This window comes from Aestuariivirga sp. (genome assembly GCF_044238155.1).
Classification (GTDB): Bacteria; Pseudomonadota; Alphaproteobacteria; order Rhizobiales; family Aestuariivirgaceae; genus Aestuariivirga.
The window spans coordinates 1-21911 of sequence record NZ_JBIIDX010000014.1 but is presented as its reverse complement, the minus strand read 5'-3'; the positions used below and the strand labels follow the sequence as shown (position 1 = coordinate 21911).

The 21911-nt window shown below is 57.9% G+C and carries 19 protein-coding genes, 1 tRNA gene and 2 pseudogenes; 10 read left to right on the top strand and 12 right to left on the bottom strand.

Annotated elements, in window-relative coordinates; genetic code table 11:
- Window positions 1-75: 75 nt before the first annotated feature.
- Both gltX and gltA read left to right on the top strand, forming a co-directional pair.
- Complete coding sequence (gene gltX / locus ACILRN_RS02780; RefSeq protein WP_395685317.1) at window positions 76-1497, top strand: glutamate--tRNA ligase; 1422 nt, start codon at window positions 76-78, stop codon at window positions 1495-1497.
- A 124-nt stretch (window positions 1498-1621) separates the two neighbouring features.
- Entirely contained in the window at window positions 1622-2923 is a 1302-nt protein-coding gene (gene gltA / locus ACILRN_RS02775; RefSeq protein ID WP_395685315.1) for a citrate synthase, read from the top strand.
- Between the two features lie 20 nt (window positions 2924-2943).
- On the opposite strand, the gene fabZ is transcribed toward gltA, so the two are convergent.
- From fabZ to rpsB, 9 genes and pseudogenes are all read right to left on the bottom strand, one after another.
- Complete coding sequence (gene fabZ, locus ACILRN_RS02770) at window positions 2944-3420, bottom strand: 3-hydroxyacyl-ACP dehydratase FabZ (RefSeq protein ID WP_395685313.1); 477 nt, start codon at window positions 3418-3420, stop codon at window positions 2944-2946.
- 71 nt (window positions 3421-3491) lie between these two features.
- On the bottom strand, window positions 3492-5801 hold the full coding sequence (gene bamA / locus ACILRN_RS02765) for an outer membrane protein assembly factor BamA (protein WP_395685311.1): 2310 nt from the start codon (window positions 5799-5801) through the stop codon (window positions 3492-3494).
- A gap of 142 nt (window positions 5802-5943) precedes the next feature.
- The gene (gene rseP / locus ACILRN_RS02760) at window positions 5944-7092 is read right to left on the bottom strand and encodes an RIP metalloprotease RseP (protein WP_395685337.1); all 1149 of its coding nucleotides are present in this window, start codon (window positions 7090-7092) and stop codon (window positions 5944-5946) included.
- 103 nt (window positions 7093-7195) lie between these two features.
- Window positions 7196-8041: a phosphatidate cytidylyltransferase gene (locus ACILRN_RS02755; protein ID WP_395685335.1), complete on the bottom strand. Its 846-nt coding sequence runs from the start codon at window positions 8039-8041 to the stop codon at window positions 7196-7198.
- Window positions 8041-8775, bottom strand: coding sequence for an isoprenyl transferase (locus ACILRN_RS02750; protein WP_395685309.1), 735 nt, complete (start codon window positions 8773-8775; stop codon window positions 8041-8043). Before ACILRN_RS02750 ends, ACILRN_RS02755 begins: the two co-directional genes overlap by 1 nt.
- A gap of 16 nt (window positions 8776-8791) precedes the next feature.
- Complete coding sequence (gene frr / locus ACILRN_RS02745) at window positions 8792-9358, bottom strand: ribosome recycling factor (RefSeq protein ID WP_395685307.1); 567 nt, start codon at window positions 9356-9358, stop codon at window positions 8792-8794.
- A gap of 4 nt (window positions 9359-9362) precedes the next feature.
- Window positions 9363-10082 carry a UMP kinase gene (gene pyrH, locus ACILRN_RS02740; RefSeq protein WP_395685304.1) on the bottom strand — a complete coding sequence of 240 codons (720 nt, stop codon included), beginning with the start codon at window positions 10080-10082 and terminating at the stop codon, window positions 9363-9365.
- Window positions 10083-10206: 124 nt separating this feature from the next.
- The gene (gene tsf, locus ACILRN_RS02735) at window positions 10207-11130 is read right to left on the bottom strand and encodes a translation elongation factor Ts (protein WP_395685302.1); all 924 of its coding nucleotides are present in this window, start codon (window positions 11128-11130) and stop codon (window positions 10207-10209) included.
- A gap of 93 nt (window positions 11131-11223) precedes the next feature.
- Window positions 11224-11973: pseudogene (gene rpsB / locus ACILRN_RS02730) on the bottom strand (30S ribosomal protein S2); the annotation flags it as partial.
- Window positions 11974-12198: 225 nt separating this feature from the next.
- Here rpsB and lipB point away from each other — a divergent pair.
- Window positions 12199-12873, top strand: coding sequence for a lipoyl(octanoyl) transferase LipB (gene lipB / locus ACILRN_RS02725; protein ID WP_395685301.1), 675 nt, complete (start codon window positions 12199-12201; stop codon window positions 12871-12873).
- Window positions 12874-12880: 7 nt separating this feature from the next.
- Here the strand turns inward: lipB and ACILRN_RS02720 are convergent, their stop codons facing one another.
- Entirely contained in the window at window positions 12881-13303 is a 423-nt protein-coding gene (locus tag ACILRN_RS02720) for a hypothetical protein (protein WP_395685300.1), read from the bottom strand.
- Between the two features lie 47 nt (window positions 13304-13350).
- On the opposite strand from ACILRN_RS02720, the gene gstA reads away from it, so the two are divergent.
- Complete coding sequence (gstA, locus tag ACILRN_RS02715) at window positions 13351-14043, top strand: glutathione transferase GstA (RefSeq protein ID WP_395685298.1); 693 nt, start codon at window positions 13351-13353, stop codon at window positions 14041-14043.
- A gap of 12 nt (window positions 14044-14055) precedes the next feature.
- Here gstA and ACILRN_RS02710 read toward each other — a convergent pair whose 3' ends face one another.
- A complete protein-coding gene (locus ACILRN_RS02710) occupies window positions 14056-16026 on the bottom strand; it encodes an acetyl-CoA carboxylase biotin carboxylase subunit (protein WP_395685296.1) in 1971 nt (656 codons plus the stop codon).
- Between the two features lie 128 nt (window positions 16027-16154).
- Here ACILRN_RS02710 and rlmB point away from each other — a divergent pair, with 128 nt between their 5' ends.
- Window positions 16155-16859 (top strand): 23S rRNA (guanosine(2251)-2'-O)-methyltransferase RlmB, encoded by a 705-nt coding sequence (gene rlmB, locus ACILRN_RS02705; protein WP_395685294.1) that lies wholly within the window; start codon window positions 16155-16157, stop codon window positions 16857-16859.
- A 6-nt stretch (window positions 16860-16865) separates the two neighbouring features.
- Here the strand turns inward: rlmB and ACILRN_RS02700 are convergent, their stop codons facing one another.
- The gene (locus ACILRN_RS02700; protein ID WP_395685292.1) at window positions 16866-17339 is read right to left on the bottom strand and encodes a cache domain-containing protein; all 474 of its coding nucleotides are present in this window, start codon (window positions 17337-17339) and stop codon (window positions 16866-16868) included.
- Between the two features lie 177 nt (window positions 17340-17516).
- On the opposite strand from ACILRN_RS02700, the gene ACILRN_RS02695 reads away from it, so the two are divergent.
- The 5 genes and pseudogenes from ACILRN_RS02695 to ACILRN_RS02675 all read left to right on the top strand — a co-directional run.
- A complete protein-coding gene (locus tag ACILRN_RS02695; protein WP_395685290.1) occupies window positions 17517-18815 on the top strand; it encodes an APC family permease in 1299 nt (432 codons plus the stop codon).
- 118 nt (window positions 18816-18933) lie between these two features.
- A tRNA-Thr gene (locus ACILRN_RS02690) sits at window positions 18934-19009 on the top strand.
- 208 nt (window positions 19010-19217) lie between these two features.
- Window positions 19218-19364: pseudogene (locus tag ACILRN_RS02685) on the top strand (IS3 family transposase); the annotation flags it as partial.
- A gap of 449 nt (window positions 19365-19813) precedes the next feature.
- Entirely contained in the window at window positions 19814-21631 is a 1818-nt protein-coding gene (locus tag ACILRN_RS02680) for an FAD-binding oxidoreductase (protein ID WP_395685288.1), read from the top strand.
- A gap of 70 nt (window positions 21632-21701) precedes the next feature.
- Window positions 21702-21911: trimeric intracellular cation channel family protein (locus tag ACILRN_RS02675; protein ID WP_395685286.1), on the top strand; the 210-nt coding region annotated here is incomplete at its 3' end.

The following is a 21911-nucleotide window of genomic DNA, read 5'->3' as shown; positions in this document are numbered from 1 at the left end:
AGCCGCCTGTGCTATGCGGCGGCGACCTTTAAGCAATCAGCTTCCCCTACGTCAGTCAATATGGAGAACGGCGCCATGTCATCGCCAGTCGTCACACGCTTTGCGCCCTCGCCCACGGGCTATCTTCACATCGGCGGAGCACGGACGGCACTGTTCAATTGGGCCTATGCGCGCCACACCGGCGGCAAGATGCTGCTGCGCATAGAGGACACCGACCGGGAACGCTCGACGGCCTCCGCCATCGACGCAATCATCGAGGGTCTTACGTGGCTTGGTCTCGACTGGGCAGGGGAACCCGTGTCGCAATATGGCCGCGCAGACCGCCATCGCCAGGTCGCAGAGGAACTGCTGGCCCAGGGCAAGGCCTATCGCTGTTTCTGCTCACCCGCAGAACTCGAGGCCATGCGCGCAAAGGCGGAAGCCGAGAAGCGGCCGATCCGGTATGATGGCACATGGCGGGATCGCGACCCGGCTGAGGCCCCGGCCGGGGTCAAGCCCGTCATCCGGTTCAAGGCGCCACAGGAGGGCGAAACGACCATCGAAGACGCGGTGCAGGGCCGCGTGGTCATTCCCAACAAAGACCTCGACGACCTCATCATCCTCCGATCTGACGGCAACCCGACCTACAATCTCTCCGTGGTGGTCGACGACCATGACATGGGTGTCACCCATATCATCCGGGGGGTTGATCATCTCACCAATGCCGCGCGGCAGATCCAGATCTACCGCGCGATGGGCTGGCGGCTTCCACACATGTCACACATTCCTCTGATCCACGGTCCGGACGGCGCCAAGCTCTCGAAACGACATGGGGCGCTCGGCGTGGAGGCCTATCGCGCAATGGGCTACCTTCCCGAGGCCATGCGCAATTATCTCGCCAGACTGGGCTGGAGCCATGGCGATGATGAAATTTTCTCGACAGATCAACTTGTTGAGTGGTTCAACCTCGAGTCGATTGGAAAGTCGGCGGCGCGCTTTGACTTCGCCAAGCTCGAAAACCTGAACGGTCACTACATTCGCCAAACACCGGACGACCGGCTGCTGGCCCAGTTCATCGACTTCCTGCCCCATGCCGACGGTGGCGCCGCCCTGCGGAACCAGATCGACGAGGCTATGATGGCAAAACTGCTGCGTGCCATGGGCGGACTGAAGGAGCGCGCAAAGACGCTGGTGGAACTCATGACAGGCGCCAAATTCCTGTTTGCTGAGCGCCCCCTGCTGATGGATGACAAGGCCCGGCAGATCATCGCTGACGGTGGTGGCATGGCGCTGCGCGGCATGCTGACGGTACTCGACACCGTTGAGGACTGGACTGCTCCCGCAATAGAGACCGCGGTTAAGGCCCATGCCGAAACCCAGGGGCTCAAGCTGGGAAAATTGGCCCAACCGCTCCGCGCCGCGCTGACCGGCACAAGTACCTCACCTGGCATCTTCGATGTCCTCGAGGTGTTGGGCCGCCACGAGGCTCTCGCCCGCATTCGCGATCAGGCAAGCTAAAGCAAATCTAGGATACAACTGGCTAAAGAACGCGCGCACATTCAAAACAGGTCAGTGATATTGACCTGCTTATTGTGCGATGCAATAGTCCATTGGCAATCAATGGACAGAACAGGAGCCACTCATGGCTGACGATCCCAAGAAGGCGGTCCTTACAGTCAACAGCATGACGGTGGATATGCCAGTCCGCACTGGAACGATCGGCCCAGACGTCGTCGATATCGGCAAGCTCTACGCGCAGACCGGTGCGTTCACCTTCGACCCCGGCTTCACCTCAACTGCTGCCTGCGAGTCAAAGATCACCTATATCGATGGCGACGAGGGTGTGTTGCTCTATCGCGGCTACCCCATTGAACAACTGGCCGAACACGGCGACTTCCTGGAAACTTGCTATCTGCTCTATTACGGCGAACTGCCGACACCTGCCGAACGGAAGGAGTTTCAGAAGCACATCACCTATCACACCATGGTGCATGAGCAGATGACCCGCTTCTTCCAGGGTTTCCGCCGCGACGCTCATCCCATGGCGGTAATGGTGGCCGTGGTGGGAGCGATGTCAGCCTTCTATCATGACTCGACTGACATCAACGACCCACGCCAGCGCGAAATTGCCTGCCACCGCATGATCGCGAAGCTTCCGACGATTGCGGCCATGGCATTCAAGTACCATATCGGGCAACCTTTCGTTTATCCGCACAACAGCCTCACCTATGCCGGAAACTTCCTGCGCATGTGCTTTGCCGTGCCCTGTGAGGAATATGTGGTCAACCCCGTCCTGGCCCGCGCCATGGACCGTATCTTCATTCTCCATGCGGATCACGAGCAAAACGCCTCGACCTCCACGGTGCGTCTGGCCGGTTCTTCAGGCGCCAATCCCTTCGCCTGCGTTGCAGCCGGCATTGCCTGCCTATGGGGACCCGCTCATGGCGGTGCAAACGAGGCTGCCCTCGAAATGCTGAAACAGATTGGCGACCCTTCCAATGTTCCGGGCTTCATATCGAAAGTAAAGGACAAGACGTCACACATCCGGCTCATGGGTTTCGGCCATCGCGTCTACAAGAACTACGACCCGCGCGCCAAGATCATGCAGAAAACTGCGCATGAGGTGCTCGGCGAACTCGGCATAGCGAACGACCCGCTGCTTGAGGTTGCTCGCGAACTGGAGAAGGCAGCGCTCTCGGATCAATATTTCATCGAGCGCAAGCTTTATCCCAATGTGGACTTCTACTCCGGCATCATTCTGCGGGCGCTGGGCTTCCCCACATCGATGTTCACAGTTCTGTTCGCACTGGCCCGTACGGTTGGTTGGATTTCGCAGTGGAAGGAAATGATCGAGGATCCCGGCCAGAAGATCGGCCGTCCGCGCCAGCTCTATACGGGATCACCACGCCGCGACTACGTGCCGATCATCCAGCGCGGCCTCTGAAGCAGAAGGATTGCAAAGCCCTAGCTTCCCCGCTCGTTCATGAGCATCGCACCGATCTCGGCTTCGGCAACCTTCTTGCCATCGACATGAGCCTCGGCCCAGTATTTCCACACTGGTGGGCGCTTGTTGGACAGCTTGACGTGGAAGTGGACGGTATCACCAGGCACGACCGGCTTGCGGAATCGGGCCTTGTCAATCGACATGAAAAATACAAGTTTGCCAGCATGCTCGTCACCGAGGTGGTTGAGGACAAGGGCGCCCGCGGCCTGTGCCATAGCCTCGACCAGAAGCACACCCGGCATGACCGGCCGGCCGGGGAAATGGCCCTGAAAGAACGGTTCGTTGATCGTGACATTCTTGACGGCGACACCACTTTCCTCACCGTTCATGTCATACATGCGGTCAATCAGCAGGAAGGGATAGCGGTGTGGGAGCAGTTTCATGATGCGCGCGATATCTGCGGTCATCAGTGAGGCCCGGCCCGTCTCATCAGTCATGTTGGCAACCTCCCCCGATCACAGGGGGCACCGGCAAAGCCCCACCATTCAATAGTGCCCTTGCCCGCTCGCTAGAAGCGCGTACCCACCGAGAAGCGGAAGTATTGAGTCTTGTCATAGTCAGTCTTGAGCAATGGGTAAGCCAGTTCTGCGCGCAACGGACCGAAAGGCGACTGCCAGATGATGCCCGCACCAACTGATGCGCGCAGATCAGCTGTATCAAAGACGGTGCAATCCTTCACCGGATCATAAATACACTGACCGGTTCCCATCGCCTCAGAGTCTGTCTCGGAACCGAACACCGTACCGAAATCGCTGAACAAGGAACCACCAATCCCCCATTCCTCAGGCAATCCCAGCGGGAAACTCAACTCAACTGTTCCAATTGCATAGGTTGTGCCGCCGATCGCATCCGTTTCGCCATCATTGCCAACCTGACGCGGACCAACTCCGGCGGGATCAAATCCACGAAAGGTATCCGCGCCCTTGAAGAAGCGATCCTGCAGAGGTACGTCGTCGCCAGCAAAGGGAACCATCTGACCAGCGTTGCCCTCCAGTTTCAAGACAACCGACTCTTCATAAATGGGGATGAAATACCAGGCATGCGCCTCAAGGCTGCCGTAGTGGACATCTCCGCCAAGTCCTGCGACCTCTGCCACCAACTGTCCGCGGAAACCATTGGTGGGCAGCATGGGATTGTCCAGATTGTCCCAAGTGTAGGTGGCACCCACAAACGACTTCAGCGATTGCCCCTGAGCGTCGATGACAGCTGGCGCTGCATCATATTCGTTCACATTGTCAACGTCACGCCAGGTCAGACCATATTTCAAGCTGATGCCACTGTTCTGGTCAAGACGAAACCCAGAGCGGAGCGCAAAGCCCAACTGCTGACTATTGTAGTTCGACTCATCCTGGTTGTTGGCATTGGTCGCGAAGATATCGAATCCTGCAGAGACCGGCAGGTCCATGAAGTAGGGGTTGGTAAAACTGAAGGTCACGTTCTGACGGTACCAGCTGCCAGTCGTATTCAGCTTCACATCATAACCCTTGCCCATGAAGTTGCGCTCTTCGAGGGCGATCGAGCCAACTACATATTCCGATGTCGAGTAACCGATCGAAAAATTGACAGAGCCCGTTGACTTTTCCCGCACGTCGACCGTGAGGACCACGCGATCAGGCGCAGAGCCCTGTTCGTCCCGGAAATCAACCTTTTCGAAGAAATCAAGAGCCGTGAGGCGCCGCCTGGCACGCTCGATCATCACGCGGTTGAATGCGTCGCCTTCATATAGCAGAAGTTCGCGGCGAATGACCTTATCTTCCGTACGGAAATTGCCTATGATGTCGATGCGCTCAATGTAGGTGCGCGGACCTTCGACGATATTGTAGGTTATGTTGAGCGTGTCTCCACCAGGATTGCGCTGGATATCAGGATTGACACGCGCAAAGACAAAACCCTGGCGGGAGGCTTCGAGCGTCAAGCTCTCCACCGTCTTGTCGACTTTGGCTGAATTGAAGTAGTCGCCAACACCAGTTCTGACCTGCTTGACCAACCGATCAGTTTCAAGCGGAGCGTCACCAATGTTCACGGCCACGTCGGCAACCTTGTAACGAGGCCCCTCCTCGATCGTGTAGGTTAAGGTAAAACCAGAGCCGTCTGGCGCCAGAACCGCATCGGCAGAAACCACCCGGACGTCGGCAAACCCATTCCGCAGGTAGTAACGCCTCAGGAGCTCCTTGTCGTATTCGACCCGATCGGGATCGTAATTGTCGTTGCGGTTGAAGAACCTCCACCAGGAATACTCCTGGGTTCCAACAACTCCCTTCAGGGAGTTCGAGCTGAAAGCCTTGTTGCCGACAAATTCAATGCGGCGGACCTTGGTTTCATCGCCTTCCTGGATCTCGAATACAAGATCAACACGGTTCTGCGGCAGCCGAATGATTTTGGGTGAAACCTTGACAGAGTAGTAGCCAGAGCGACGATAGACGCCAATTATGCGGTTGACGTCACTCAGTACCTTGGCACGCGTGAACATCATACGTTCGCGCAACTCCACTTCCTTGGCGAGGTCCGAGTCCTTGACTTCCTTGTTGCCCTCGAAGTTGACCTGATTGATCATCGGGTTTTCTTCAACCTTGATCACCAGCGTACTGCCGTTGAGGTTGATCCGGACGTCGGAGAAAAGGCCCGTCTGGAACAATGCCTTAACCGAAGCGTCAATCTTGTCAGCGTCAACGCCTTCGCCTGGCGCCACCTGAACATACGCCAATACGGTGTCGCGTTCGACCCGCTGGTTACCCTCTACGATGATTGACGTAACGGTAGCAGCTTGTGCAATCGAAAGCACAGCAGACGGAACCGCCACCGGCCCGGCCAAACTCATGAGCAGAGCCACAACAAGAACTAATACTAACCGATAACGCATCAATTCGCTACTTCCACGGTCGTGAGCCCACGACGATTCCACCGCGGCTTGGGTTTTACCCCCCTATCCGCCCTTTGCAAACAAAACTTCCCCACGCAGGTCAGCCCCCAAACCATACGGTGGCAACCCGCACAACATCGTTCCATGTGCCAACCACCATGAGCATGATGACCAGCGAGAACCCGATCCGGAAACCCCACTCCTGAGCGTTTTCCCCTATTGGCCTGCCACGGACCGCCTCGATCGCGTAGTAAACCAGATGTCCACCATCCAGCATAGGAATTGGGAAAAGGTTAAGCAGGCCGATACTGATCGACAAAAACGCGATAACCGAGACAAACTGGAATGTCCCGAGCGACGCAGCATCCCCAGCCGCCTTGGCAATCGAGATCGGTCCGCCGAGTTGATCTGCGCTTTCCCGCCCAGACACAAGCTTTCTGATATAACTAAAGGTTGTATCGATCACAAACCATGTGCGCACAACACTTCGCTCCAAGGCCTCGGCAGGCCCCAGCACCTCATAACGAACTGGCCCCTCCGGATTGTTGCGCACACCCAGCACACCGATTCGGAACTTGCCTCCGAAGTTATCAGCTTCCTCACGCAAGTCAGGAACGATTGGCAGACTGATCATCTCACCGCTGCGATCAATGACAACGGTCAGCTCCTCACCAGCCCTGTTCATTACTGCCTGCTGCAGAGCGCTAAAGTCAGCGATCGCACTGCCGTCGATCGACACGATCACATCGCCCTTGCGGATCCCGGCTCGTTCTGCGGCGCTCCCCTGCAGCACCTCATCGACCCGAGGTTCGATCACGGGCACGCCAACCGACATGAAGAGCGTTGCGAAGATTGCGATCGCAAGGAGAAAATTCGCAATCGGCCCCGCCGCGACGACGGCAGCGCGTTGCCAGACCGGCTTTCCGTGAAAATTGCCCGGATCTTGCCTGGCCTTCTCCAGTGCTTCAGCGCTCGGCAGACTTGCGGCATTTGCGTCGCCGCGGAACTTCACATAGCCGCCCAGTGGTATCCAGGAGACTTTCCAGCGCGTTCCATTGCGGTCGTGCCAACCGAAAATCTCACGGCCGAAACCGATCGAAAACGACTCCACGTCCACACCACACCAGCGTGCGACCAGGAAATGACCAAGCTCGTGGATGAACACGATGACCGTCAAAGCCACGAGGAATGGGATCGCGTAGAACACCACCGTACTCATCGGAAGATGCAAGAAGTTCAGGATGTCCATATTTCTCTTTCCAGCCCCTTTAGGGAGCCAAATCAGCCACGTAACCAAGCGCCCCGGAAGGCACACCACGCGAGCAATGCGGCAAGATTTCGGCGCAGGATGTTCACCACAGCAGTAATCCCGCCCCGGCGTGCCCCCAATCCGCCCGCCAGGCACCAATTATGGCACCTGCCGTCGCAACCGCCACAAGCCCATCAACCCTGTCGATGATTCCACCGTGGCCGGGAATGAGGTTGCCTGAGTCCTTGACGCCATAATGACGTTTCATGGCAGACTTGAAGAGGTCCCCGCCCTGCTCCACCAACGCCAAAGTTGCAGCAACTCCGACCAGCCACGTCATCGATGGCAGCCCAAGCGTGAGGCCTATGCCCAGTGCTGCAATCGCACTGCCAACCACTGCGCCCCCCAAGCCGGCCCAGGTCTTCTTGGGGCTGATGCGAGGCGCCAGCTTCGGCCCCCCCAGTATCCGCCCAAAGAAATAGGCAAAAGTGTCCGCCGCCCAAACCATGACCATAACAAATATGATCGCGGCAATCCCGTAGTTCGGGTCCTCTCTGAGCAAAACAAGCGCAATGGCTGGCACCGCCACATAGACCACGCCACAATAGCGCCAAATGCTGCCGTGGGGATGCCGGACCCTCGCCAGCACTGCCGATATGATGGCAAGCGCGCCAATTGTCAGCAGTCCTCCCCCCAAGCCGATATCGAGTGGCAACAAGGCCCCACACATCGCTCCTGCAGCATGAAGGGCAAACTGCAGCGGATCTGCGCGGTGAACAATGTTGACCCATTCCTGGGCCATGAGCACGGCGATCAGCGCAATGAAAAGATGAAACCAGATCCCGCCGACCCAGACGTCTGCCAGCACTGCGGGAATCAGAACCGCTGCCGACAATGCGCGAACGCCCAGATCCTCCCATCGCGTATCCGCTGGCGGTGGAGCGCCCATCACGCTGACTGTGCCGTAAGCCCACCGAACCGCCGGTCGCGCATGCGATAGTCTGCGACTGCCTGACGCAAACGGTCAGCATCGAAGTCCGGCCAGTAATCGGGCATGAACACGAATTCCGTGTAGGCGCACTGCCAAAGCAAGTAGTTGGACAGGCGTTGCTCGCCCCCGGTTCGGATCAACAGATCAGGCTCGGGAAGCCCCCCAGTATCCAAGTGATTTCCAATCACATCAGGGGTGATGTCAGCGGGCAGAATTTCGCCCCGCGCAACCTTCTGTGCCAAAGCCCTGACTGCACGTGTAATTTCCTGACGTCCACCATAATTGAAGGCGATAACCAGCTTGAGCGCCGAGTTCTCCCGGGTAAGAGCCTCGGCCTCTTCGAACAATTTACGCAAGGATGGCTCCAGACCGTCGCGATCGCCGATCACCATGATGCGAATGTTGGACTTGTGAAGCTCAGCAACATCAGTGCGAATGAAACGACGAAGCAGATCAAGCAAAAAGCGAACCTCAGCCGCCGGACGGCTCCAGTTCTCTGTGCTGAAGGAATAAAGTGTCAATACGCCAATACCGAGCTCGGCGGCGGCCCTCACCGTGCGGCGCAGAGCCTCTACACCCTGACGGTGACCTGCGGAACGAGGCTGGCCACGCATCGCGGCCCATCGTCCATTTCCATCCATTATGATGGCGACGTGGTGAGGCTCGCACCTGCTTTGTAACTCGGTTGCCATTGCAGAAAAGTGCGCCTCAGACCTGCATGATTTCTTGTTCTTTGGTCTTGAGCGCCTGCTCAATCTCCTTGATGGTATCATCCGTCATTTTTTGGACGTCATCGGCCTTTTTCTTGTGATCGTCCTCGCTCATCAGGTGGGCCTTCTCAAGCTGCTTGAGGTGATCCATGCCATCACGCCGCACATTGCGTACCGCAACCCGCGCCTTCTCGGCATATTGGTGAGCCACTTTGACCAGTTCCTTGCGCCGTTCCTGCGTCAGATCCGGCATGCGAAGCCTGATCACCTGACCCTCCGTCTGCGGGTTGAGTCCAAGACTCGAGGTCCGGATCGCCTTTTCGACAGCAACGACGAGTCCACGATCCCATACGTTGATCTGCAGCATGCGGGGCTCCGGAACCGAAATAGATCCAACCTGCGTCAAGGGCATGTTGGCGCCATAGGCATCGACTTGAATTGGCTCGAGCAGACTTGCCGATGCCCGGCCCGTACGCAGGCCACCAAAATCGTGTTTCAGAGCTTCGACCGCGCCATGCATACGGCGCTTGAGATCCTGGGCATTGAAAGGCTGGGGTTGGGCCATCGCATCAATCCTTCGTTACGGTCGTAAACCGCCCCCTGCCGCTGACCACATCGACCACGGCTCCGGGCTTTCGGATGGAGAAGACAACTACCGGAATCCCGTTATCGCGCGCAAGAGCGATCGCCGCAGGGTCCATGATCCTGAGATCACGCGTCAGGATTTCATTGAAGGTGATATGATCATAGCGGCGGGCCGTGGGGTCAGTCTTTGGGTCGGCGGAATAGACGCCATCGACGCTTGTACCCTTGAAAAGGGCGTCGCAGCCAAGCTCGGCAGCGCGCAGCGCCGCGCCAGTGTCTGTCGTAAAAAAAGGAAGACCCGTGCCTGCCGCGCAGATGATCACCCGGCCCGCTTCAAGGTGATAGATGCCCTTGGCCCGAGAATAGGTCTCACAAACTGTGGGCATGGCAATGGCGGACAGCACGCGCGCATCCATGCCCTTGCGGATCAGGACCCCCTGCATCGCGAGCGCATTCATGACTGTTGCCATGATGCCCATATGGTCGGCTGCGACCCGGTCCATGCCTTTCGCGGCACCGGCGACACCGCGAAAAATGTTTCCACCCCCGATAACGAGGGCAATCTGAACACCGGTGGCGGCACAGGCCAGCACTTCATCCGCGAGGCGGCCGACAGTCTCGAGATCAATGCCATAGGATTGGTCGCCCATCAGCACTTCGCCAGAGAGCTTAAGCAGAATGCGTTTGTACGTCTTGGCTGCCATGCCGGAACCCCATGAATTCATCCGACTTTAGGCCGGAAGCATCGATTCGTCATGCTCTGCGGCCGAACAACCAAAAGGGCCCCGCCTGGGGGCCCTCTCAAAAGTAGGTTCTGCCCTTGATGCCCTACTGGTTTCCGGACATTTTGGCCACTTCTGCGGCAAAGTCATCTTCCTTTTTCTCGATGCCCTCGCCCAGTTGCATGCGAACGTAGCCAGTCAGCTTGACCTCCGCGCCGGCAGACTTGGCCGCCTCTGCAATAGCCTGCGTCACGGTCTTGCTGCCATCATGAACATAGGCCTGCTCGAGCAGACAGTTTTCCTTGGCAAAGGTCTTGAGACCCGAGGCCACGATCTTCTCAAGCACGTTGGCTGGTTTGCCAGCATTCTTTTCCTCGAGGATGGCGCTCTCGCGAGCGAGCACATCCTTGGGAACCTGATCAAGCGTCAAGGCGACAGGGTTGGTCGCGGCGACATGCATGGCAAGCAACCTGCCGAATTCAGCGAGCGACGACTTGTTGCCTGTCGATTCAAGCGCCACAAGAACGCCGATCTTGCCCGCGCCTGGAGCGATCTGATTATGGACATATGACGCGATCACGCCATCCTTGACCGATAGAGCAGCGGTGCGCCGCACCGTCATGTTTTCGCCAATCGCTGCCACCAGCTCGGCGACCTGCTCGGCGACAGCATGTGCGCTTCCGGGCATTTTCATCGTCTTCAGTTTTTCCGTATCCCCGCCAGCCTTGAGAGCCAACCTGGAAACATCCGCGACCATCGCCTGAAACTTGTCATTGCGCGCCACGAAATCCGTCTCGGAATTGACTTCGACAACGGCGCCTGTAGTCCCATCCACGGCCACTGCGACCAGACCCTCCGCCGCAACACGGGTCGATTTCTTTGCAGCCTTGGCGAGGCCCTTGGCCCGAAGCCAGTCCACTGCAGCTTCCATATCACCGTTGGTGGCAGCGAGAGCCGCCTTGCAGTCCATCATGCCCACGCCGGTCTTCTCGCGCAGGTCCTTGACCATTCCAGCCGTGATCTCGGCCATGTTCTACCTCTTTCGATTTGATCAGAGCCAGTCTGCGCACATCACGCCCGACCGACCTGCCGATTGACATTCAGATTGGGGCGAGGATCAGGCAGCAGGAACGCTCTCAGCCACCGGGTTCTCAGAAGCGCCAATATCCACGCCTGACCCAGACTGCGCGACAGAAATTCCTTCAATACAGGCACGGGCAATCAGATCGCAGTATAGAGCCACGGCGCGGCCAGCATCATCGTTGCCCGGAATCGGATGGGTAACGCCGGCGGGATCGGAATTGGTGTCAATCACCGCAACAACGGGAATACCAAGCCGGTTGGCTTCTTTGATAGCGATCTGTTCCTTGTTGGTGTCGATCACGAAGACGATATCGGGTGTGCCACCCATGTCCTTGATGCCACCCAGCGCCTTGTCGAGCTTTTCCTTCGTGCGGGTCAGTTCGAGCAATTCGCGCTTGGTAAGGCCTGAGTTTTCCTTCGACAGGGTCTCATCAACCTGACGAAGCGTCTTGATGGAGTGGGAAATCGTCTTCCAGTTGGTCAGGGTCCCGCCCAGCCAACGCGAGTTGACATAGTATTGCGCCGACCGCTTGGCCGCATCCGCCACCTGCTCAGACGCTGACCTCTTTGTACCGACAAAAAGAACGCGGCCGCCCTTGGCGACGGCATCCGAGACGGCTACGAGGGCCTGGTGAAGCAACGGAACGGTCTGCGACAGGTCAATGATATGAATGCCGTTGCGGCTTCCGTAAATATAGCTGCGCATTTTCGGATTCCAGCGGTGGGTCTGGTGGCCGAAGTGCACGCCAGCCTCGAGAAGCTGACGCATGGTAAATTCTGGCAAAGCCATGAGATCGTTTCCTTTTCCGGTTGATCCGCCGCAGGGAAAGTGACCGGGATCAGCCGGCACCGGATGGATCTGGCGCTATGTGGAGGTTTTCACCTCATGCGCCAAAGCCTGCCCCCGCGTGTGAGTTGCATTTGACGGCGGGGCTATAGCCCTCAAACAGCGGAAAGGCAAGTCAAACCGGCGCAGGGCTTGCAACACCCCAATGGACTTGAGAAAAGTCGACTTATGGCAGATCGCGACGACATAGCGCTGGGTCTATCTTCATCGGTCTCAGTGACTTGGGAGATGAGCCCCGGCCTCACACCCTACCCTCAGGCCGCTGCCAAGATGGACGCCCATGTCGATGCCATTTCCCGGGGAACCGAAGCGGAACGTGTGTGGCTGCTTGAGCATCCCCCACTCTATACCGCTGGAACATCTGCTCAGGACACCGACCTGGTCGAGCCGGGCCGTTTTCCAGTATTTCGGACAGGTAGAGGCGGGCAGTATACCTACCACGGCCCGGGCCAGCGTGTTGCCTATGTGATGCTCGACCTCCGCACGCGCGGCGAAGACGTGCGCGCCTACGTCGCAGGTCTTGAAAGCTGGGTCATCGCCACGCTCGGTGAATTCGGCATCAAGGGTGAGCGCAGAGAAGACCGGGTCGGCGTCTGGGTCAAGCGCGGCAATCGGGAGGACAAGATCGCCGCCATCGGCATCAGGATCCGGCGCTGGGTAAGTTTCCATGGCATCGCGATCAACGTTGCGCCCGACCTATCACATTTCAGCGGCATCGTTCCCTGCGGCATCCGGGACCACGGTGTCACCAGTCTTGCCGATCTTGGACTCAAGACCAATCTGGAGGCTGTAGACGCGGCACTTCGCGCGAACTTCAACCGTGTATTCGGAAGGGAGCGCTGATCACCCCTTATTGTTCGGCAGCTGGCAGGGGCGGTGCCTTCAGCGGAGGCAGTCCCATCTCTTTGCGGGCCTCATTGATAAACGGACTGCAGGCGCCACGCTCGAGATAACTGTTGAAGGCGACATATGGCGTTGCCACCCGTGCCTTGGGGTGATCGGCATAGAACTTGTTGATTGTCTGCGCGACCATCGACCCCTTGAGCTGAAGCGACACGCCACAAGCCCGCAAGCCCATGGCCCTAGCCGCAACAAATTCATTGTCATCGACGAAGACCGTCATGACATCATAAATTGCCATCGCATAGGCTGCCTGACCCTCTGGCCCGAGCCGGCGCCACTCTTCGTAGTTCTTGATAAAGTCCGCACGAGCACCTGCTGTCGCAGCTATCAGCGCAAGCAATAGGCATCCAAGACCGATCAAATGGCGCATCACCATATCCTTCCCAACCCGCTCGGTTATCAATCCAAAACCAGCTCATGTCCATCGGCCAGGGCTGGAAAAAACGTAAACGCATGGTAGATCAGTGCCAACCTCATCGAAGTCAAGGACCATGCCACATGAAGCTCTTCTACTCGCCCGGCGCCTGCTCGCTCGCCCCGCATATCGTATTAAACGAGCTCAATGAGCCCTACGAATTGGAAAGGGTCGACCTTAACGCCAAGACAACTCAGACTGGATCCGATTTCACGGCGATCAACAGCAAGGGCTACGTGCCTACCTTGGAGATAGCAAAAGGAGAAGTCCTGACGGAGGTCTCGATCATCCTGCAATATCTAGCAGACAGGGCCAAGGATGCCAGCCTGCTGCCGCGTTTCGGCTCGATGGAGCGCTATCGGGCCATGGAGACACTGAACTTCATCGCATCAGAACTGCACAAGGGGATTGGCGGCTTGTTCAACACATCCATGCCTGAGGATGGCAAAAAGGCGATCATTGACCGCGTGAACCGCCGTCTCGCCTGGCTGAACGCCGAATTGATCAAGAAACCATACCTTCTCGGCGATCGCTATTCCGTTGCAGATGCCTATGCATTTACCGTCCTGGGTTGGGCGAAGTGGGTTAAACTCGATCTATCGCCTTATGCCCAGATCGTTGCCTACATGGACCGCATTGCTGGCCGCCCCGCCGTACGATCAGCCATGGACAAGGAGGGGCTCAGCGGAAACTGACACATTGACCGCTCAAACAAACTCCATGATCACCGCATCAACCTGAAGACTGTCGCCATTCCTGGCATTGATGGACTTGATCGTCACGTCGCGCTCGGCACGGAGGATGTTTTCCATCTTCATGGCTTCCACGATTGCCAGAGGCTCGCCAGCTTTCACTTCCTGGCCAACTTCCACCGGAACGGAAATCACAAGTCCTGGCATTGGACAGAGCAAGGCCTTCGACGTATCGGCAGCCTGTTTTTCCGGCATCAGCCTGGCCAACGCGGCCTCGCGCGCCGTGTAGACCTGCGCGTCACGTACAACGCCACGATGAGTCAGGCGATAACCATTCGAAATGCGCCTGACCTGAACCGTTATAACACCCTTGCCCATGTCAGCGGAGAATATCAAGTTGCCAGGCGTCCAGCCACAATCGTTCGCCAACACGTCAATCGCTTGAGATATGACAACAGGAAACCAGTCTGCTCCCAGCTTCACAACTCGCTGCGTGGCAAACTTAACGCCATTCCCGTTCATCTGGCCGTTGATCTGACGCTTACGACGATTTTCGATATGGTCAAGCACAGTGGCCACCTCAGCAAGCACCGCAATGACCTCCGGGTTTGCCCCTTCGCCGGTAAAGCCCCCCGGAAACTCTTCCCCGATGAAGCCAGTCGACAGGGCGCCCGATTGCCAGCGCGGATTCTCCATGATGGCCGACAGGAACGGAACGTTATGCTGGATACCTTCAATGAAGAAGGCGTCAAGCGCACCCGCCATTGCCGTGATCGCCGCTGACCGACTGGGGGCATGCGTGCACAACTTGGCAATCATCGGGTCGTAGAAGATCGAAATCTCCCCACCTTCATAGACGCCAGTGTCATTTCTGATGCTGATGCCGTTTGCCGAAAGTTCAGCAGGCGGACGATATCTCACCAGCCTTCCTGTTGAGGGCAGGAAGTTTCGATAGGGATCCTCCGCATAGATCCGGCTCTCGATCGCCCACCCCTTGAGGGTTACATCCTTCTGACGAATTCCCAGAGGCTCCCCCGCCGCAATCCGGATCATTTGCTCGACAAGATCGACTCCGGTGACCAATTCAGTGACGGGATGCTCGACCTGCAAACGCGTGTTCATCTCAAGGAAGAAGAAGGATCGGTCCTGGCCGGCAACGAACTCAACCGTTCCAGCGGAATCGTAATTCACAGCCTCTGCAAGCGCCACAGCCTGCTCGCCCATGGCCTTTCTTGTCTTTTCATCAAGAAGTGGAGAGGGCGCTTCTTCAACGACTTTCTGATTGCGGCGCTGAATCGAACATTCACGCTCACCGAGATAAATCACATTTCCATGCTTATCGCCCAGCACCTGAATCTCGATATGGCGCGGATTTACGATGAACTTCTCAACAAACACGCGGTCATCGCCAAATGACGACTTCGCCTCCGATCGCGCTCGGACAAAACCCTCTCTTACTTCAGCCTCCGAATAGGCAATGCGCATACCCTTGCCACCTCCACCAGCCGAGGCCTTGATGATGACCGGGTAGCCAATTTCAGCAGCGATCTTCACCGCCTCTTCGGCGTTCTCGATGACGCCCATGTAACCCGGCACAGTCGAAACTCTGGCAGCAGCAGCAGCCTTCTTGGACTCGATCTTGTCTCCCATGGCATCGATCGCAGCCGCATTTGGCCCGATGAACGTAATTCCCGCCTCGGCAAGAGCGCGCGGGAAGGCAGAGCGCTCCGACAGGAAGCCATAACCGGGGTGTACAGCCTCGGCGCCGGTCGTGCGGCAGGCTTCGACGATCCTGGCGATATCCAGATAGGATTGCGCGGCAGGCGGCGGGCCAATATGAATTGCCTCGTCTGCCATCTCGACATGCAGCGCACGCGCATCCGCATCGGAATAAATGGCGACCGTGCCAATACCCATCTTGCGAGCAGTTTTGATGACACGGCAGGCAATCTCACCGCGGTTGGCGATCAGGATTTTCTTGAACATGGGGCCCCAGCAGTCGTTTGATCTGCCTTCTAGACCGGACCAGGGTTTCCGGCAATCATGCCAAAGCGGGACATGACTTCAAACTTTCCTCCCACTTCATTTCCGTCTTGGGCTATAGCGTCCAACCCATGCCTGACCAGAATGACATCATCTACGGCGTTCACCCGGTGGCCGAAGCCTTGAAAAACCCCCGGCGCAGGATCTACTCGCTCAAGGCCAGCAGAAATGCCGCTGACCGTCTTGCAACCGAAATCGCAGTTCGAGGCGTTGTGCCAGAGATTGTTCATCCCAATGTCCTCGACCGCCGATTGGGCCCAGAGGCTGTGCATCAGGGGCTGCTCATGGAGGCAAGTCCGCTGGATCAGCCACGGCTTGACCAAATTGACAAGTCCGGAACAGTCGTTCTGCTCGATCAGGTCACAGATCCGCATAACGTAGGCGCCATCCTGAGAAGCTGTGCCGCGTTCAACGTTACGGCACTGGTCGCAACGTCACGCCATAGTCCAGAGGCTACGGCAGTGTTGTTCAAATCAGCGTCCGGAGCCTATGAACACGTACCTTTCGTAAAGGTCACTAACCTCGCCCGCGCAATGGCCGAACTCAAGGAATGCGGCTTTCGTGTTCTGGGCCTCGACAGCGATGCAGTTCTTGATATTTCCGAGGCTGATCACACTGCGCCAGTCGCCATTGTGCTTGGCGCTGAAGGAAAGGGATTACGACAGCTGACCCGTGAGAGTTGTGACAGCCTCGTCAAGCTTTCCTTCGACGGACCGATCCGTAGTCTGAACGTGTCAAATGCCTGTGCAGTCGCGCTCTATGCGCTCAGGCGCTGATGCGCGTCACTCGTAGATGCCACAGATGAATATGAAGCCCTTGTGGCGCACGGCCCAGGCCTTCTTCTTCCTTACTTTACCAACCGCCGGATCCATCCACTGGTAATGGAACCAGCCCCCCTGCTCGGTCGCATCAGCACTCATGCGAACCGCGAACTTATCTCCCGTCACATCTACGATCTCGGCCAGAGGCGTCCCTACCAGAGATGGATCGGAAGCATCGGCCACCACCTTTTCATCAGCCCCCACGCTCTGGACCACGATGTAGAAATCTTCGGCAAAGTAACCCCCGGCCTTGCCCTGATTAAAGATCGCAAATGCTGCCTCTGCCCGTTCGTCGAACAGCTTTATGGCCCTGCCAACCATGTCCTTCGCGTCCTGCTCGCCCGCAGCGAACGCATTCTGACGGCTTATTGCGGTGACGAATGCAACAGCGACGCCGATCTTTAGAATATCTCTGCGGGCAGAGTGTGATGTCATGATTGATTCAATCTCCTATTGGGCGTCTGTACAATATACTCGTGTGTTTGCGGAATGAAGCAGCCTGTTCAAATTGTCGATGCGCCCTCACAATGCTCAACTCTCGAGTGATGAATGCTGCTCTGGTGTGATTTATGCTGTGCATGGTAGCTGGCAACATCGAAAAGGGAGTTGGTCGTGGCACCTCGAAAAGAAACAATTGGAGCACTCGGCGCCCTTTCGATCGGCGTTGGGGGAATTGTTGGTGGCGGATTCTTTGCCACATTCGGACTCACCGCTGCCGGCGCCGGGGGTGGAACGCCTCTAGCCTTTCTGCTCGGCGGCATTCTCGCACTGCTCACAGCCTGGTCTTATGTCGGTTTAACGCTGCGCTTTCCTGGCCCAGGAGGAACAGTCGCCTTCATATCGCAAGGTTTTGGTCGGGGCTTTTTTGCGGCAACTGTGAATGTGCTGCTGATCTTCAGCTATGTTGCGATCATGGCTGTCTACGCCTCAGCACTGGCCGGTTACATCGTACCATTTCTCCCCGAGGCGCTGCGCGCCGCTGCTACCCATGTGCTGTCCTCGGCTGCACTCATTCTGCTGGGTCTAGTCAATTTTTTCGGAACGGGTCTCATGGGGAGACTGGAAGGTACCCTAAATACCGGTAAACTGCTGACCCTAGGCCTGTTCATCCTGATCGGCCTGACATCTCCGGGCCTCGACCTGGGCCGGCTGGCACCGGAAGCGTGGGCCCCACCCATCGCCATCATCGCCAGCGGCATGATCGGCTTCCTTGCTTACGAGGGCTTTGAACTCATCGCCAACGCTTCGGGCGACGTCAAAAATCCACGGCGGGCGCTCCCGGTCGCCTTCATGGGGTCCGTACTCATTGCGATTGTTATCTATTGTCTGGCTTTTGTCGTTGGCCTCGGCCACCTGCCTCTGGCCGAACTAATTGGCGCGAAATCCTTTGGCATCTCCGCTGCAGCTGCAAGCTTTCTTGGCCAGACCGGCTTTATCATAATGGCCATCAGCGCTGTACTGGCCTCTGCGTCAGCGATCACAGCCGATTATTTCGGCGCAGCACGACTGCCACCGGAACTGCAAGACATGAAAGAACTTCCCTCCGCCCTGCACCGCGACCTAAAGAGGCGGGGCCTCCGAAGCCTGATCATCGTCGGCATCCTGGCGATCTTGGCGGTCAACGTCGTGTCGATCGAGGCTATGTCAGCAGCCACGAGCGGCGGGTTCCTCATCGTGTTTGCTGCCGTAAATGCCGCCGCCTTCCGGCTCGCGTCCGTCACAGGTGCGCACCGCCTTGTCCCGGCACTAGGCACGATCCTGTGTTGTGCCGCCCTCGCAATTACCGTGTGGCAGCTAGTCTCGACGCGGGAAACGGCAGATCAGGCCGGTGCCATGGCCGGGATCGTGATCTTGGCCCTTGGCATAGAGGCCATTTCCCAGTGGCTTGAGCGTCGCCCGAGTCCCATCTAACCCAATCTGCGCATCATCTAGGCAAAAACGTCGTCTGGTAAACCCAAGACGGTGCATCGAAGCGATGACATTTGCCTTGTTGCCTGCGCACCCAAACCGGACTATCTGAGCCTGCCGTGCCGGCTTAGCTCAGTTGGTAGAGCACCTGATTTGTAATCAGGGGGTCACAGGTTCGAGTCCTGTAGCCGGCACCAGTTATTTCAATGTTTTAAACACAACTTAGTTGTTACTAAAGGGTGCGCTCGAAATTTGGGGTAACATTTGGGGTAACATAGTCGGCCGAAGCCTTTATGCTTGCGCTGCCCTACCACCATTTTCGAGCTATCCCTGCCTTAAATGATCCGCCCCCAGTGAAGTGGTCCGACTTGAGGTATGTCTTATGGCATCAAGGAGGATCAGAACATGCCAAGGAAGAAGCACACGCCTGAAGAGATCGTCGCCAAGCTGCGGCAGGTCGATGTCCTTGTTTCGCAAGGGGTCGCGATCGCCGAGGCGGTCCGGCAGATCGGCGTTACCGAGGTGACTTGCTACCGGTGGCGGCGGCGATGGCGTCATGTTGCTGTCACTTTCGGTGCTTAGTTCACCCCCATCAGCCGATCTTATCGGCTCGGACGGAGAGCGATCTCGGATGTACAGACGCGCCGCCCGACTTCCGGCGCATCGGAATTTTTCGGGCCACGGTCTGCCGTAGGCGGCTCAAGACTTTTTTCTCCTCTTAAGCCGCTGCTCCCTCAACCTCTCATCCCCCTGCCCCCGCCTCTCGGCCTCGCACCACGCCGCTTCGTCCTCCGGGGGCATCCTCTTTGAGACATAGCGCCACGCCAGCGGCAGCAGCGCCTTTCCCAACGGTGATGCGAACTCGATCCAGAAGGAGTGCCGCTGCGCCACGAGGAACACCCCGGCGCCGTGACCGCAACGCCGGGCGAGGGAAGGACCGCTATTGTCAAACGCGCTTTCCTAACGGATAGTTACGTTTTGTCAGATATAGGGAAAAGGCCATGAAGCGCAGGAATGCCTTGAAGGCGGGGGCCTCGGCGCTACTCTCCGCAGCTTCGGTCGGGTTCTCGAACATTCGATCCTCCAGCCAGGCCCGCGCCGACCTTATGAAGCGGGTGCGGCCGTCGGATGCAGCATGGCCCAAGCCGGAGCAGTGGAAGGCGCTGGCTGACAGTCTTGAGGGCACACTGGAAGACTGTGTACGCCCCGTTGATGTCATCATGGCGCAGCATGGCGACGCCCTTGATGATGCCGCCAGAGCCGAATTGCAGAATCCCTTCCTCATCCAGGATTTTTCGGGGGGAACCCAGTCGGCGGGCTGGCTCGATGGCTGGGTGGCGCAGCCCAGCGCGCATGTTGTCATTCCTCGATCAGCGCAGGACATTTCCAAGGCCATCACATTCGCCCATGAGCACGCGTTGCGCCTGGTGGTGAAGGGCGGCGCCCACAGCTACCTCGGCCAGTCGAATGCGCCGGACAGCCTGATGATCTGGACGCGCGATCTCAAGGGCCTGACGATACATGACGGTTTCGTGCCGCAGGGCTGTGGAGGCAAGATTGCCCCGCATCCGGCCGTCAGCGTGGCCTCGGGCGAGAAGTTCGTGTCCCTCTACGATTTCGTGATCCGCCAGCATGGCCGCTACGTCCAGGGCGGCGGCTGTACATCGGTCGGCGTGGGCGGCCACCTCCAGACAGGCGGTTTCGGCAGCTACTCCAAATACGGCGGCATGACCTGCGCAAGCCTGCTGGAAGCCGAGATCGTCACGGCTGACGGGCAGATTCGGGTCGTCAATGAATGCCAGAATCCCGATCTGTTCTGGGCGATCAAGGGCGGCGGCGCGGGCTGGGGCATCACGACACGGGTCACACTCGCAACCCATGAACTGCCTGCCTTGCTCGGCTTCATGGTGCATGGCATCAAGGCGCGCGACGAGGATACCTTCCGTACACTTACGGCAAAGTTCCTCGGTTTCGCGCGCGAGAACCTCATAAACCCAACCTGGGGAGAGCAAGCGTCATTTACATCTGATAACGTGCTGAGCATCCAGATGAGCTTTCAGGGCCTGGACGAAAAGCAGGCGGCGGCTGTGTGGCAGCCATTCCTGGCTTGGGTGGCGGAGCGGAAGGCCGACTATGCGGTGGCCGATCCCCTGCGCTTCATCGTCACCCCAGCCAGGCACTGGTGGGATTTTGAACACCGCAAGGCCCACTATCCCGAAACCATCCGGATCGATATTCGCAGCGGCAAGGAAACGGGACGGTTCTGGTGGAACGGCAACACCTCGGAAGTCGGCATTTTCCTGACGGGTTATGAAAGCCTGTGGCTGCCGCAACGCCTGCTGGAAGAGAGTGGCGCCACCGCCCTGACCGACGCCTTGGTGAATGCCTCGCGCCGTTACGTAACGACACTGCACTTCAACAAGGGGCTGGGCGGTGCCACGCAAGCGCGGCGCGAAGAGGCGCGAAAGACTGCTGTTCATCCATCCGCCATTGACGCCTTCGCGCTGGTCATCATTGCGGGCGGACAGATCGGGAAGTTCCCCGGCATCAAGGGTGAAGACCCCGAATACAGCGCCGGCCGCACGGATGCCCAGAACATCTCCACGGCTTTCGCGGAGTTCCGCAGGATCGCGCCGGAAGCGGGCTCCTACTCCTCCGAGATGAGCTACCATGAGCCGGACTGGCAAAAATCCGCATGGGGCGAAAACTATGGCCGGTTGCTTGAGATCAAGAACAAATATGATCCCGACGGCTTCTTCACCGGCCATCATCAGGTGGGCAGCGAATTCTGGGACGCAGGCGGCTTTGAACGGCTGTAGCCTGCGACCAACACCGGAGTGTAAAGCTGCGCGATCCGGTGGCCGATAAACGTCATGCTAAACCGGGCTCATGCTGCAACAACTTATCCTAATCCTTGATTGGTTTGGCCTGTGCGTATTCGCCGTCACTGGATGCCTGGTCGCGTCACGGAAGGAAATGGATATAGTTGGCTTTGCCCTTCTCGGCAGTGTAACGGGGATAGGTGGCGGGACGGTCCGGGATGTTCTGCTCGGGGTCGAGCCGGTGTTCTGGGTGAAGCAGCCGGCTTATCTCGTCACC

Excerpts from the sequence above, each read along its gene's own strand:
- tsf (WP_395685302.1), bottom strand. The coding sequence starts at position 11,130 with ATGGCCGAGATCACGGCTGGAATGGTCAAGGACCTGCGCGAGAAGACC.
- rlmB (WP_395685294.1), top strand. The coding sequence starts at position 16,155 with ATGCCTGACCAGAATGACATCATCTACGGCGTTCACCCGGTGGCCGAA.
- lipB (WP_395685301.1), top strand. The coding sequence starts at position 12,199 with ATGGCAGATCGCGACGACATAGCGCTGGGTCTATCTTCATCGGTCTCA.
- ACILRN_RS02750 (WP_395685309.1), bottom strand. The coding sequence starts at position 8,775 with ATGGCAACCGAGTTACAAAGCAGGTGCGAGCCTCACCACGTCGCCATC.
- ACILRN_RS02700 (WP_395685292.1), bottom strand. The coding sequence starts at position 17,339 with ATGACATCACACTCTGCCCGCAGAGATATTCTAAAGATCGGCGTCGCT.
- gltX (WP_395685317.1), top strand. The coding sequence starts at position 76 with ATGTCATCGCCAGTCGTCACACGCTTTGCGCCCTCGCCCACGGGCTAT.
- frr (WP_395685307.1), bottom strand. The coding sequence starts at position 9,358 with ATGGCCCAACCCCAGCCTTTCAATGCCCAGGATCTCAAGCGCCGTATG.
- ACILRN_RS02755 (WP_395685335.1), bottom strand. The coding sequence starts at position 8,041 with ATGGGCGCTCCACCGCCAGCGGATACGCGATGGGAGGATCTGGGCGTT.
- fabZ (WP_395685313.1), bottom strand. The coding sequence starts at position 3,420 with ATGACTGATGAGACGGGCCGGGCCTCACTGATGACCGCAGATATCGCG.
- rseP (WP_395685337.1), bottom strand. The coding sequence starts at position 7,092 with ATGGACATCCTGAACTTCTTGCATCTTCCGATGAGTACGGTGGTGTTC.
- pyrH (WP_395685304.1), bottom strand. The coding sequence starts at position 10,082 with ATGGCAGCCAAGACGTACAAACGCATTCTGCTTAAGCTCTCTGGCGAA.
- bamA (WP_395685311.1), bottom strand. The coding sequence starts at position 5,801 with ATGAGTTTGGCCGGGCCGGTGGCGGTTCCGTCTGCTGTGCTTTCGATT.
- gstA (WP_395685298.1), top strand. The coding sequence starts at position 13,351 with ATGTCCATCGGCCAGGGCTGGAAAAAACGTAAACGCATGGTAGATCAG.
- ACILRN_RS02720 (WP_395685300.1), bottom strand. The coding sequence starts at position 13,303 with ATGCGCCATTTGATCGGTCTTGGATGCCTATTGCTTGCGCTGATAGCT.
- gltA (WP_395685315.1), top strand. The coding sequence starts at position 1,622 with ATGGCTGACGATCCCAAGAAGGCGGTCCTTACAGTCAACAGCATGACG.
- ACILRN_RS02680 (WP_395685288.1), top strand. The coding sequence starts at position 19,814 with ATGAAGCGCAGGAATGCCTTGAAGGCGGGGGCCTCGGCGCTACTCTCC.
- ACILRN_RS02710 (WP_395685296.1), bottom strand. The coding sequence starts at position 16,026 with ATGTTCAAGAAAATCCTGATCGCCAACCGCGGTGAGATTGCCTGCCGT.